Genomic DNA, 13001 nt, shown 5'->3' with positions numbered 1-13001 from the left:
GTGTGAGCACCGGATCCAGGCAGGCGCAGTTCAGAGTCCGCCCACGCCGCGCGTCACCAGTGCACACGGTCCGTGCGTCAGCTGCTCCCTGAGAAACTCGATGCACTCCTGAATCCGCGCCGACGACGACAAGCGCTCGGCCGTCATCGCCCACACATCGGCGGATTGCCGATAGTCGGGCGGCACGCGCACCAGTTCGCCCGCGCGCAGGCTCTCGGCCACGTCCCAGATCGACACCATCACGATTCCGTATCCCTCCTTCGCCCACTGCACGACGATGTCGCTCAGATGCGACGCGACCGTGCCCGTCACCTTCACGCTCCTTTCGCCATGCGGCCCGCTCAGGCGCCAGACCCCGAAGCGGTCGTCGCGGCCGCGAAACAGTGGGGCAAGGGGCAGTCGTTTGAAGCCGGTTTGAATGCAATGCCCGGCGCACTCAGGCCGTGGTTAACCCGGAGTGCGCCGCGGCGGCTCGTGACACGCGTCGATCCATCCCCGTTGTGCCGCACCGCGGCAACGAAACCAGGAAAATCCTGGCTTGCGCGGCGCCCGTTTAAAGGCGCCAATGATTCAGCCGTAGAAGCTGACAAAAACATTTTCCATTCAGGAGACGTCATGCAAACGAACGCATCGGCAAGCAGCGGGCATAGCTCGCAGGCGCGCAAGGCTACCGCCAGCGGCTGGATCGGCTCGGCACTCGAGTACTACGATTTCTTCATCTATGCGCAGGCCGCCGCCCTGATCTTTCCTCAGCTGTTCTTCCCTTCCGGTAATCCCAAGATCGCGATCGTCGCATCGCTCGCAACCTACGGCGTCGGCTACGTCGCGCGGCCGATCGGCGCGGTCGTGCTCGGGCACTGGGGCGATACACACGGGCGCAAGAATGTACTGCTCGTCTGCATGTTCCTGATGGGTCTGTCGACGATGGCGGTCGGTCTGCTGCCGACCTATCAGCACGTCGGCTTTCTCGCGCCGGTGCTGCTCGTCGTGCTGCGACTGATCCAGGGTTTCGCGGTCGCTGGTGAGATCTCGGGCGCCAGTTCGATGATCCTCGAACACGCGCCATTCGGGCGACGCGGCTTTTACGCGAGCTTCACGCTGCAAGGCGTGCAGGCCGGCCAGATTCTGGCCGCCGCGGTCTTCCTGCCGCTCGCCTATTTCATGAACGACGCCTCGTTCAATGCGTGGGGCTGGCGCATTCCGTTCCTGCTCAGCGCGGTCGTGCTGGTCGCCGGGTACATCATCCGCCGCGAAGTCGAGGAAACGCCCGCGTTCGAGAAGGAGGACGCGAGCGGCGGCGTGCCGCGCTCGCCGATCGTCGAAGCATTCAAGTACAACTGGCGCGACATGCTGCGCGTCGTGCTGTGCTCGCTGATGAACGTGATCCCGGTCGTCGCGACGATCTTCGGCGCGGCGTACGCGGTGCAGCCGTCGTACGGCATCGGCTTTTCGAAGAGCCTGTATCTGTGGATTCCGGTGATCGGCAACATCGTCGCGGTGCTGGTGATTCCGTACGTGGGCAATCTGTCCGACCGGATCGGGCGACGTCTGCCGATCATCGTCGGCGCGCTCGGCGCAGGGCTGCTTTCTTTCGCGTATCTGTACGCGATCAGCATCCACAACGTGCCGCTCGCGATGGTGATGTCGATCCTGATGTGGGGCGTCATCTATCAGGGCTACAACGCGATCTTCCCGAGCTTCTACCCGGAACTGTTCCCGACCCGTTCGCGCGTCTCCGCGATGGCGATCGGCCAGAACATCGGCACGACGATCACCGCGCTGCTGCCGGCGCTGTTCGCCTACGTCGCGCCGCCGGGATCGCACAACGTGCCGCTGACGATCGGCGCAATCACGTTCGCCATCACGATCGTCTGCGCGATCGCCGCATGGAGCGCGCGTGAGAACTTCCGTGTGCGGCTTGGCGACCTCGGCGAAAGGAACGTCGTGCCGCTCGACAAGCTCAGCTACGACGCAATGCGCGCGCAGAGCATGGCCGACGCGAAAAAGGCCGCTGCTTGAGCCCGCTTGCCCTTTGACGCGTCTTGATCAAGACTTTCAGGGAACCCGCTCATCAACCGCACCCGAATCGCCGTCGCCGGCGCGGGGTACATCGGCCGCGCCCATCTGGCGGTCGCGCAGCAAAACGACGCGTGCACGCTGTCGGCGATCGTCGACCCATCGCCCGCGGCCGCCGCGCTCGCGGCCGAGGCGGGCGTGCCGCTCTTCCGCACGCTCGACGAACTGTTCGAACGCGATCGCCCGGACGGCGTGATTCTCGCGACGCCGAACCAGCTGCACGTCGAACACGCGTCGCGTTGCCTCGCGGCGCGCGTGCCGACGCTGCTCGAAAAGCCGATCGCGCCGAGCGTCGACGAAGCGGCGACGCTCGCCGCCGACGCAGCACGCAGCGGCGTGCCGCTGCTGATCGGCCATCATCGCGCGCACAGCCCGATCATGGCGCGCGCGCGGCAGCTGATCGACGAGGGCCGGCTCGGCAAGCTCGTCGCGGTGATGGGCAGCGCGGTGTTCTTCAAACCCGACGAGTACTTCGCCGATGCCGACTGGCGGCGCCAGCCCGGCGGCGGTCCGATCCTGCTGAACATGATTCACGAGGTGCACAACCTGCGCATGCTGTGCGGCGACATCGTCGCCGTGCAGGCTTTCTCGTCAAATGCGACGCGCGGCTTTCCGGTCGAGGATACGGTTGCGATCAACCTGCGTTTCGCGAACGGCGCGCTCGGCAGCTTCATGCTGTCCGATACCGCCGCGAGCGCACGCAGTTGGGAGCAAACGTCACAAGAGAACAAGGCCTATGCGTCGTACCCGGATGAAGACTGCTACGTGATCGCGGGCACGTTCGGCTCACTCGCGGTACCGACGATGCGCCTGAAGACCTACGCCAAAGCCGCGGACCGCTCGTGGTGGAAGCCGTTCGACGTCAGCGTCGCCGACATGACGCGCGACGATCCGCTGAAGCTGCAACTCGAGCATTTCGTGCGCGTCATTCACGGCAAGGAACCGCCGCTCGTCAGCGCGCAGGACGGCTTGCGGAATCTGCGTATCACCGAGGCGATCGTCGAAGCGGCCCGCACCGGCGCGGTCGTCGATACGACGCGCGCCGTCGCGGCGGCCGTCCGCTAAAACAATCTGAAGTCGCGTCGAGATTACTCAGCAGCTTACTCAGGATGACTCTATGAAATCGTTCGTGACGCTGCACGGCATCACCACAACATGTTCGGCAAGCGCGATCCCGCGCAATACGGCACGATCACCCTCGAGGAAATCGACGCACGCCTGCGCGCGCTCGGCGATGAGCTCGGCGTGCGGGTCGAACATTCACGCGCGCGAAGCGTTCCGGCATCAGTCGGTGTTCGCGGAGACCGTCAAAGGACAGATTTGCGGTTTCGGCGTGGACAGCTATCTGCTCGGGCTGCGCGCGGCGGTATCGGCGGCGGGCTAGCCACGGGAATGCGCCGCGCGGCACTGGCCTCGCACGGCTAGCGCCATGTTTCGGTCAACTCGTTGGCCAGCACCATCTTCTGGCGCACCGCCTCGACGAAGGCCGCATCGATGCCCGCCTGCGCCTTCAGGAATTTAAGCGCGGCGGAATGCACGGCGCGCAACGCGCCGCCGTCGATGCCCGTCATACGCGCCGCGCCGCGGCGCGTTTCCTCGACCAGATCGCGCGCGCTCGTGAAGTCGGGCGACAAGCCGCATTGCGCGTCGAACGCGGCGCGCAGACCGGCCGCATAGTCGCGCGACTCGCCGAGCCGCTCCATATCGATCAGCAAATCGACGCCCTCGCCCTCGCCCATACGCAGCGCGCAGAGGATCCACAACGCAATGAACGCGCGATACGCGTTGTCGCTGTCCACCGTGCGCGCGAATTGCTCGCAAGCGACGGCATACGCCTCATCGGGAATCGACGGTAGCGGCGGCAGGCGTACGCCGCACACGCCGATCGCTTCGCGCACCAGCGGGTCCATCTGATTCAGACCGAGCACGCGAAACGGCGCGGCGACAAAGAACGCATTGCTCCACTGCTGCCGCAGCATCCAACCCGACGCGAACTGCGATGCGGGATTGCGCAGCACGCCCACGTGCAGCGCCTCGGCAAACGCGCGCTTCAGCCACGGCAGACGACCGCCCGTGCGGCAAAACTTGAAGACGGGCACGCGGCCCTGCTCGATCGTGTGCTCGCTCAGCGCACGCAGATAGGCCTGCAGTGACGGGAATGTCGCATCGGGATCGCGCGTAAAGCGATCGATGCTGAAGCGCCGGTCGTAACCCGCCACGCCGCGCGCATCTTCGCGCAAAAACGGGCGGTATTCGTCGAAGTATGGTGCGGCGAGCGGCGGGTGCCCCGAGGTCAAGGTCGGCCGCGAGGCGGGCACGTCGGCGGGTTTGAGATCGGCGAGCACATTGCTGAGCGGCTCGTAAAAACCGGCCGCGCGCTCGTGTTCGCGCAGCCGCGACCACACCCACGTGCCCGCGCTGCGCCAGCCCGTGTGCAGAAAAACCGCCTGTTTCAGCGGAGTATCGGGCGTGGCGTCGTACGCGGACGACTCATGAGGCAACGGCATGGGACTTCTCTTCCAATGATTGGATCAATAGACTGGAAGCGCCACTTTACCCTGTGATCGATCCGGACGCATTATGCTGCGAGATTCCCAGCTCCCGCCATTGCACCCACCTCGCACCCATGAACGATTCGGCCGATATCCGCTTCCTGCTCACGCTGCGCGCGAGCGGCAGCCTGATCGCCGCCGCGCGCCGACTCGCGCTGTCGCCGTCGGCGGTCACGCAGCGCCTGCAGCAACTCGAAAAGAAGCTCGGCATGCAGCTCGTGAACCGCAGCGCGCGCCGCCTGCAATTTACCGACGAAGGCCTGCTGCTGTGCGAGCGCGGCGCCGAACTGATCGAGCAGTTCGACGCGTTGTTCGACGATCTGCAAGCGCGCCGCGGCGGCCTCGTCGGCACGCTGAAGATCAATGCGCCGCTCGGTTTCGGACGACGCCATCTGGCGCCGCTGATCGGCGAGTTCCAGCAGCAGAACCCCGACATCGACGTCGCGCTGACGCTGTCCGACCGGCCGTTGACCGAAACGCTCGATCGCTTCGATATCGTCGTGCATATCGGCGAGCTGCCGCCGTCGAACCTGGTCGGCTATACGATCGCGCCGAACGCGCGCTTCGTCTGCGCGGCGCCCGCGCTCGTCAGGCGAATCGGCCAGCCCGAATCGCCGGATACGTTGAGCCGGCTGCCATGCATCGTGCTGCGCGAAAACAATGAGGACGTGTCACTGTGGCAGTTCAGCAAGGGCCGCACGCGCCGCAGCGTGCGCGTGTCCGCGCATCTGAGTTGCAACGACGGTGACGTGATCCGCCAATGGGCCTGCGAGGGACGCGGCGTGATTCTGCGCTCCGAATGGGACGTCGCCGAGGATCTTGCGAAGGGCAAACTCGTGCGTCTGCTGCCGGGCTGGAAAGCGCCGGACGCGAATGTGATCGCGCTCACGCATCAGCGGACGGGACTGCCCGCGCGCGCACGCCATTTCATGCAGCATCTGCAAAGCCGCTTCAGGCCGTTGCCACCGTGGCGGCGGTGATTCAGTCCATGCGAATCTAAGAGTCAACCTATCTGAACGCTGAAGTACTATCGAAAACCTATAATTGACTCATCCTCAACAGCCGGCCCCATGCAAGCATGACTGCCGCCGCCCATTCCACCGACACCCCCGCCTACCCCGACGCGGTCCTGTTCGACCTGCTAACCGCCCTGCTCGACTCGTGGACCTCATGGAACCGTGCGGCAGGCTCCGACGAAGCGGGCCGCGCATGGCGTGCCGCCTATCTGCGTCTGACATACGGCTGCGGCCGCTACGTTCCCTACGAACAACTGGTGCGCGAGGCCGCCACGCAAGTCGGTTTGTCCGAATCGGCCGCGAACGCGCTCCAGGCGAACTGGCTGAACCTGACGCCGTGGCCCGGCGCGCTTGGTGCGTTGCGCGCGCTCGCGCCGCACTGCAAGCTCGCGGTCGTCACCAATTGCTCGACGCGGCTCGGCTCGGAGGCGGCCGCGCTCTTGCCCGTGCGCTGGGACGCGATCGTGACCGCCGAGGAAGCCGGCGTCTACAAGCCGGACCCGCAACCGTACCGCCTCGCGCTCGACAAGCTCGGCGTCGAGCCGCGGCGCGCCGCGTTCGTCGCCGGCTCGAGCTACGACATGTTCGGCACCGCGGCCGTCGGCTTGCGGACCTACTGGCACAACCACGTCGGCCTGCCGCTCGTCACGGGAGCGCAGGCGCCCGAGGTCGAAGCGGCATCGCTCGATGGGCTGGTGCCGTGGCTCACAGGCTTTGGCCGCGATCGTCGTCACTGAATCTCCAACCTCACCTCGCTCCTCAGGTGCAAACATGAAACTCGAACAGATCGAAACCCCGGCCGCGCTGATCGACGTCGCGCGGATGCAGAAGAACATCGCGCGGATGCAGGGGCGGATGAATGCGCTCGGCGTCGCGTTCCGGCCGCACGTGAAGACCACCAAGTGCATCGACGTCGTGCACGCGCAGATCGCCGCCGGCGCGCGCGGCATTACGGTGTCGACGCTGAAGGAAGCGGAAGCGTTCTTCGCGGCCGGCGTCGACGACATCCTGTACGCCGTCAGCATGGTTCCGTCGAAGCTGCCGCGCGCGCTCGCGCTGCGCCGCCAGGGCTGCGAACTGAAGCTCGTGGTCGACAATCCGACCGCCGCCACGGCGATCGCCGCGTTCGGCGACCAGCACGGCGAAACGTTCGAGGTCTGGATCGAGATCGATACGGACGGACATCGCTCGGGCATCCAGCCCGAACAGCAGACGCTGCTCGACGTCGGGCGGATTCTGCACGAGAACGGCGTGAAGGTCGGCGGCGTGATGACCCATGCGGGTTCGAGCTACGAGTTGAATACGCCTGAGGCGCTCGCCGCGCTCGCGGAGCAGGAGCGCGCGGGCTGCGTGCGCGCCGCCGAACGGTTGCGCGAGGCGGGCATCGCGTGTCCGGCCGTCAGCGTCGGTTCGACGCCGACCGCGCTCGCCGCGCGGCATCTCGAAGGCGTCACCGAGGTGCGGGCCGGCGTCTACGTGCTGTTCGATCTGGTCATGCGCAACGTGGGCGTTTGCACGCTCGACGACATCGCGCTTAGCGTACTCACGACCGTGATCGGTCATCAGGAAGACAAAGGCTGGGCGATTCTCGACGCGGGCTGGATGGCGTTAAGCCGTGATCGCGGCACGTCGCGGCAGTCACACGATTTCGGCTATGGGCAGCCGTGTTTGCTCAATGGCACGTTGCTGCCGGACTATGTCGTGAGCGGCGCCAATCAGGAGCATGGGATTCTTGCGGCGGTTCCGGCCGATGCGCGAGCCGATGCACAGACCGACGACATCGCGCAGCGCTTTCCGATCGGTATGAAACTGCGCATCCTGCCGAACCACGCTTGTGCGACCGGCGCGCAGTTCCCCGAGTATCACGCGGTTGCGCCGGACGGCAGCAGCGTCGAATGGCAGCGATTTTACGGCTGGTAGGTCGGCGGCTTCAAAACATGCACGGCAATGCCGGCGTCCAGGTTCGCGATGGGCCGGTTCAGGCCGATGCAACATGAAGCAAAACCAGGCAGCCGCTTTGGCGAACATATAGTCGAGAAGCATGTGAAAGACGAATCACCTTACCCGAATCTGGATTTTCTGATTCATGGCTATTTCAATGAAGATTTCGATTTATGGGGCAACAACGTACAGGAAACTGTCACGTGCTTCAAAAAAGAGAGCGACAAGACCCTTCATAAGTTAGTCGTGGATGAAATCGATCGTTTTGAAAGCGACCATTCCGCCAACCTGGACGGATATTTTGAGGAAATCTATGGCCTCTACGTTGATCCCGAACCGTGGGGTCACACGACCGCCTCATTTCTCGATGAAGTGAAGCGTCTCCTGAGAGAGTAGATAGCCCCAAACCTGCCGCGAAACGTCGGTCACTCATCCTCTTCCGACAACCCCGCCAACAGATCGTCGACCGCGCGATACACGCGCGCGACGATCTCCGGTCCCACCTTGCGCTCGAGCTCACGATAGTGCGCCTCGAGATCCTTCGAAATCACGCGCACCAGTTCGACGCTCGTATCGGTCAGCGACACGAGCACGCGCCGCTGATCCTCCGCGAAACGTTCTTTCGTCACGAGTTCCATGCTCTCCATGCGCGCGAGCACGCCGGCCATGCTCGGGCTCGAAATCGTGCAGATGTCGGAGATGTGGCGCGGCTCCATCGGGCCGTGCTCGTTGAGCGCGCGAATCACTCGCCATTGCTGCTCGGTGAGTCCATGCGCGGTGATCAACGGACGAAAACGCTCCATCATTTTTTCGCGGGCGCGTAACAACAGCATCGGCAAATTGCGGTGCAAAACTCGGGTGGACGCAGCGGACATGGTGGCAAGGAATCAGAAAAAAACAGCTGGCGAAGCTTACGGGAAAACCCGCGATCAACCGGCAGCCTATTGACCGTCAATGATATCAAGCGGGATACTACTAACATCTTAGTGTTTTCGCCAAACTTTCGCCACGAGGCTGCGCATTTATGTTTGCCCTTGCCGATCATCTGCTGCATCCCGAAGGCGACGCGCTGCCTCGCGACGTGGACGCGCACACCGCGGCCGCGTTGCTGGCACGCGGCGTTGCGTGTCGCGCGCCGGTCGGCGGCGCCGTGTACGGCACCCTGCTGAACGATCGCGCCGCCTTGAACGCGCTGGGCGACGCAGTGCATGCGGCACCGTACAAGGTGCCGCCGAAAGCGCCGATTCTGTATCTGAAGCCGCGCAACACGCTGGCCGGGCATCGGGCGCGCGTGCTCGTGCCGGATAACACGCTCGGCGTCGAGGTCGGCGCGTCACTCGGCATCGTGATCGGCCGTACCGCGACGCGCGTCGGCGTCGAGCGCGCGGCGGACCACATCGCCGGCTATACGCTGGTCGGCGATCTGAGCGTGCCGCATACCAACGTGTATCGCCCGAACGTGCGACTGCGCGCACGCGACGGCTTCTGCGTGATCGGACCGGCGCTCGTCGCCGCGCGCCACGTCGCCGCGCCGGATCGGCTAGACATCGCCGTCTCGCTGAACCGCGCCGAACCGTTCACGGCAAGCACCGCAACGTCGGTGCGCAACGTCGCGCAATTGCTCGCCGACGTCACCGATTTCATGACGCTGAACGCGGGCGACGTGCTCACGCTCGGCGTCCGGCACGGCTCGCCGGTCGCGCACGTCGGCGATACGGCCACGCTGTCGATCGGCACGCTGCCGCCCTTGACCATATCGTTCATCGGCATGGATCAACACAACGGAGAACCGTCATGATGCGCGGCCGCGTCGCCTATGCGGGAGCGATTCACGAAGCGTATCCGCACGAGCAGGGTGTCCGCCTCGCCGACGGCCGCGTGCGTCGCGAGGACGAAGTGGTCTGGCTTGCGCCGATCGAAGTCGGCACGATCTTCGCGCTCGGCCTGAACTACGCCGAACACGCGAAGGAATTGCAGTTCAGCAAACAGGAAGAACCGCTGGTGTTTCTGAAGGGGCCCGGCACGGTGCTCGGCCATCGCGGCGTCACGCGTCGCCCCGCCGACGTCACGTTCATGCACTACGAGTGCGAGCTCGCGGTCGTGATCGGGCGAACCGCGCAAAACGTCGCGCGTGAAAACGCCATGCAGCACGTGGCGGGCTACATGATCGCGAACGACTACGCGATTCGCGACTACCTCGAAAACTACTATCGCCCGAATCTGCGCGTGAAGAATCGCGACGGCGGCACGGTGCTCGGCCCCTGGTTCGTCGACGCCGCCGACATCGCCGACGTCACGCAGCTCGAGCTGCGCACGTTCGTCAACGGCACGCGTCAGCAATGCGGCAATACGCGCGATCTCGTCACGGGCATCCGCGCACTGATCGAATACCTGAGCGGCTTCATGACGCTCGCGCCCGGCGACGTGATCCTGACCGGCACGCCTGAAGGCATCGTCAACGTCAACACGGGCGACGAAGTCGTCTGCGAAATCGACGGCCTCGGCCGTCTCGTCAACACGATCGCCTCGGACGCGGACTTCGGCCGCGCCTGATCGACAGCAAAAACCCACCGAACAGCGAAAGGACAAGGCAATGCCGATCGACCATCTGATCAACGGCGAGGCGTGCACCTCGAGCGACTATTTCGAAACCGTCAACCCGGCCACCCAGGAAGTGCTCGCCGAGGTCGCACGCGGCGGCGCGAAGGAAATCGATGCGGCCGTGCAAGCGGCCAAAGGCGCCTTCCCCGCCTGGGCCGCGAAACCCGCCGCGGAACGCGCGAAGCTGATCCGCAAACTCGGCGAGCTGATCACGAAGCACGTGCCGGAAATCTCGGAGACCGAAACGAAGGACACCGGCCAGACGATCTCGCAGACGTGCAAGCAACTGGTGCCGCGCGCAGCCGACAACTTCAGCTATTTCGCCGAGATGTGCACGCGCGTCGACGGCCACACGTACCCGACCGACTCGCATCTGAACTACACGCTGTTTCATCCGGTCGGCGTGTGCGCGCTGATCTCGCCGTGGAACGTGCCGTTCATGACGGCCACCTGGAAGGCCGCGCCCTGCCTCGCGTTCGGCAACACCGCTGTGCTGAAGATGAGCGAGCTGTCGCCGCTGACCGCCTCGATGCTCGGCAAGCTCGCGCTCGAAGCGGGCATCCCGGCGGGCGTGCTGAACGTCGTGCACGGATATGGCAAGGAAGCGGGCGAGCCACTCGTTGCGCATCGCGACGTGCGCGCGGTGTCGTTCACCGGGTCGACCGCGACCGGCAATCGCATCGTGCAAACCGCGGGCCTGAAGAAGTTCTCGATGGAGCTTGGCGGCAAGTCGCCGTTCGTGATCTTCGACGACGCGGACTTCGAACGCGCGCTCGATGCCGCGGTGTTCATGATCTTCTCGAACAATGGCGAGCGCTGCACCGCGGGCTCGCGCATTCTCGTGCAGCGCTCCATTTACGTGCGGTTTGCCGAGCGCTTCGTCGAGCGCGCGAAGCGTCTGACGGTTGGCGATCCGCTCGCGGACAGCACGATCGTCGGCCCGATGATCAGCCAGGGGCATCTCGCCAAAGTGCGCAGCTATATCGAACTCGGCCCGAAGGAAGGTGCCACGCTTGCGTGCGGCGGGCTCGATACGCCCGTGTTGCCCGACGCCTTGCGTCACGGCAATTTCGTCACGCCGACCGTGTTCGTCGACGTCGACAACCGTATGCGCATCGCGCAGGAAGAGATCTTCGGACCGGTCGCGTGCCTGATTCCGTTCGACGATGAAGCCGAGGCGATCCGTCTCGCCAACGATATTTCGTATGGTCTGTCGAGTTATATCTGGACCGAGAACACGGGCCGCGCGCTGCGCGTGGCGGCCGCCGTCGAAGCCGGCATGTGCTTCGTGAACAGCCAGAACGTGCGCGATCTGCGTCAGCCGTTCGGCGGCACGAAGTCGTCGGGTGTGGGCCGTGAAGGCGGGACGTGGAGTTATGAAGTGTTCCTCGAACCGAAGAACGTCTGCGTGTCGCTCGGCTCGCATCATATTCCGCGCTGGGGCATTTAATCGCGACGTCAAACGAAATTGCTAAAGCATGGGACCGGAGTAAGAGCCGACGCTCTAACGCCGGTCGACACTGGAGACCGCGATGGGCAAACTCGCGTTGGCAGCAAAAGTTACACATGTGCCGTCGTTGTATTTATCCGAGCTCGACGGTCCGCACAAGGGTTGCCGTCAGGCCGCGATCGACGGACACCATGAAATCGGCCGACGCTGCCGCGAACTTGGCGTCGATACGATCGTCGTGTTCGACGTGCACTGGCTAGTGAATAGCGAATACCACATCAATTGCGCGCCGAAGTTCGAAGGCGTGTACACGAGCAACGAGCTGCCGCATTTCATCAGGAACATGCCGTACGCGTATCCGGGCAATGTCGGGCTCGGTCAGCTGATCGCGGACGTCGCCAACGAAATGGGCGTGAAAAGCCGCGCGCACAGCGAGACCACGCTCGAGCTCGAATACGGCACGCTGGTGCCGATGCGCTATATGAACGGCGATCAGCACTTCAAGGCGGTGTCGGTGGCGGGCTGGTGCATGTGGCACGACCTCGCGACCAGTGCGCGTTTCGGCCTCGCGGTACGCAAGGCCATCGAAGAACGCTACGACGGTACGGTGGCCATTCTCGCGAGCGGCTCGCTGTCGCATCACTTCGCGAACAACGGCACCGCCGAGCAGTTCATGCACAAAGTGTGGAGCCCGTTCCTCGAACAGATGGATCGCAGCGTGGTGCGCATGTGGGAAGCCGGCGACTGGAAGACCTTCTGCGACATGCTGCCGCTCTACAACGAGAAATGTTGGGGCGAAGGCGGCATGCACGATACCGCGATGCTGCTCGGTGCGCTCGGCTGGGATCGTTACGACGGCAAGGTCGAAGTCGTCACGCCTTATTTCGGCAGTTCGGGCACCGGCCAGATCAACGCGATCTTCCCGGTCACGCCGCTACCCGTCTGACACTCGCGAAGGAATCGCCATGCCTCACTTGACACTCGAATACAGCGCCAACCTCGCGGACGCGCAACGCCTCGGCGAACTATGCAAAGACCTCGCGCAGTGCCTCGACGCGCAGCGCGATAACGGCGAGCGCGTCTATCCGCTCGGCGGCATCCGCGTGCGCGCGCTGCGCTGCGACCAGTACTGCATCGCCGATGGGCGGCCCGACGCCGCGTTCCTGCACGCCAATCTGAAGATCGGCGCGGGCCGCCCGGAGGCCGTCAAGAAGGCGACCGGCGACGCGCTGTTCGCGCTGATCAAGCAGCGCTTCGCCACTGAGTTCGAACGGCAGGGGCTCGCATTGTCGCTCGAAATCAACGAGTTCAGCGAAGCGGGCACCTGGAAGCACAACAATCTGCACGCGCGGTTCAAGGGCTGAC

General features: G+C 64.5%; 13 protein-coding genes and 2 pseudogenes. 12 read left to right on the top strand and 3 right to left on the bottom strand.

Going from position 1 to position 13001, the window contains the following annotated elements:
- Positions 1-30 precede the first annotated feature (30 nt).
- A pseudogene (locus tag OKW41_RS09220) lies at positions 31-384 on the bottom strand (LysR substrate-binding domain-containing protein); the annotation flags it as partial.
- 231 nt (positions 385-615) lie between these two features.
- Here OKW41_RS09220 and OKW41_RS09215 point away from each other — a divergent pair.
- The 3 genes and pseudogenes from OKW41_RS09215 (at position 616) to OKW41_RS09205 (ending at position 3460) form a co-directional block, all read left to right on the top strand.
- Positions 616-2019, top strand: a complete 1404-nt coding sequence (locus OKW41_RS09215) for an MFS transporter (RefSeq protein ID WP_429446475.1) — start codon at positions 616-618, stop codon at positions 2017-2019.
- A 51-nt stretch (positions 2020-2070) separates the two neighbouring features.
- A complete protein-coding gene (locus tag OKW41_RS09210) occupies positions 2071-3141 on the top strand; it encodes a Gfo/Idh/MocA family protein (protein ID WP_429573373.1) in 1071 nt (356 codons plus the stop codon).
- Between the two features lie 52 nt (positions 3142-3193).
- Positions 3194-3460 (top strand): annotated as a pseudogene (locus tag OKW41_RS09205) (type II 3-dehydroquinate dehydratase).
- 37 nt (positions 3461-3497) lie between these two features.
- On the opposite strand, the gene OKW41_RS09200 reads toward OKW41_RS09205, so the two are convergent.
- A complete protein-coding gene (locus tag OKW41_RS09200) occupies positions 3498-4583 on the bottom strand; it encodes a hypothetical protein (RefSeq protein ID WP_429572270.1) in 1086 nt (361 codons plus the stop codon).
- Between the two features lie 119 nt (positions 4584-4702).
- Between OKW41_RS09200 and OKW41_RS09195 the strand changes: the two genes are divergently transcribed.
- The 4 genes from OKW41_RS09195 to OKW41_RS09180 all read left to right on the top strand — a co-directional run bounded on the left by OKW41_RS09195 (position 4703) and on the right by OKW41_RS09180 (position 7981).
- On the top strand, positions 4703-5608 hold the full coding sequence (locus OKW41_RS09195; RefSeq protein WP_429572269.1) for a LysR substrate-binding domain-containing protein: 906 nt from the start codon (positions 4703-4705) through the stop codon (positions 5606-5608).
- 98 nt (positions 5609-5706) lie between these two features.
- On the top strand, positions 5707-6381 hold the full coding sequence (locus OKW41_RS09190) for an HAD-IA family hydrolase (protein WP_429572268.1): 675 nt from the start codon (positions 5707-5709) through the stop codon (positions 6379-6381).
- Positions 6382-6415: 34 nt separating this feature from the next.
- Complete coding sequence (locus OKW41_RS09185) at positions 6416-7564, top strand: DSD1 family PLP-dependent enzyme (RefSeq protein ID WP_429572267.1); 1149 nt, start codon at positions 6416-6418, stop codon at positions 7562-7564.
- Positions 7565-7630: 66 nt separating this feature from the next.
- Entirely contained in the window at positions 7631-7981 is a 351-nt protein-coding gene (locus OKW41_RS09180) for a contact-dependent growth inhibition system immunity protein (protein WP_429572266.1), read from the top strand.
- A gap of 29 nt (positions 7982-8010) precedes the next feature.
- Here OKW41_RS09180 and hpaR read toward each other — a convergent pair whose 3' ends face one another.
- Positions 8011-8418, bottom strand: coding sequence for a homoprotocatechuate degradation operon regulator HpaR (hpaR, locus tag OKW41_RS09175; RefSeq protein WP_429572265.1), 408 nt, complete (start codon positions 8416-8418; stop codon positions 8011-8013).
- Positions 8419-8609: 191 nt separating this feature from the next.
- On the opposite strand from hpaR, the gene OKW41_RS09170 reads away from it, so the two are divergent.
- The 5 genes from OKW41_RS09170 (at position 8610) to OKW41_RS09150 (ending at position 13000) form a co-directional block, all read left to right on the top strand.
- On the top strand, positions 8610-9383 hold the full coding sequence (locus tag OKW41_RS09170; RefSeq protein ID WP_429572264.1) for a fumarylacetoacetate hydrolase family protein: 774 nt from the start codon (positions 8610-8612) through the stop codon (positions 9381-9383).
- A complete protein-coding gene (locus OKW41_RS09165) occupies positions 9380-10138 on the top strand; it encodes a fumarylacetoacetate hydrolase family protein (RefSeq protein ID WP_429572263.1) in 759 nt (252 codons plus the stop codon). The genes OKW41_RS09170 and OKW41_RS09165 overlap by 4 nt, the downstream gene beginning before the upstream one ends.
- A gap of 40 nt (positions 10139-10178) precedes the next feature.
- A complete protein-coding gene (gene hpaE / locus OKW41_RS09160) occupies positions 10179-11636 on the top strand; it encodes a 5-carboxymethyl-2-hydroxymuconate semialdehyde dehydrogenase (RefSeq protein WP_429572262.1) in 1458 nt (485 codons plus the stop codon).
- A gap of 82 nt (positions 11637-11718) precedes the next feature.
- A complete protein-coding gene (gene hpaD, locus OKW41_RS09155; RefSeq protein ID WP_090806341.1) occupies positions 11719-12582 on the top strand; it encodes a 3,4-dihydroxyphenylacetate 2,3-dioxygenase in 864 nt (287 codons plus the stop codon).
- 19 nt (positions 12583-12601) lie between these two features.
- Entirely contained in the window at positions 12602-13000 is a 399-nt protein-coding gene (locus OKW41_RS09150; protein ID WP_090806343.1) for a 5-carboxymethyl-2-hydroxymuconate Delta-isomerase, read from the top strand.
- The last annotated feature ends 1 nt before the right edge of the window (position 13001 follow it).

The sequence above is a fragment of the Paraburkholderia sp. UCT70 genome (assembly GCF_050434085.1).
In the GTDB taxonomy this organism is placed as follows: domain Bacteria; phylum Pseudomonadota; class Gammaproteobacteria; order Burkholderiales; family Burkholderiaceae; genus Paraburkholderia; species Paraburkholderia tuberum.
Note: the sequence above shows the minus strand (reverse complement) of the source record. Positions and strands in the feature narration are given on the sequence as shown.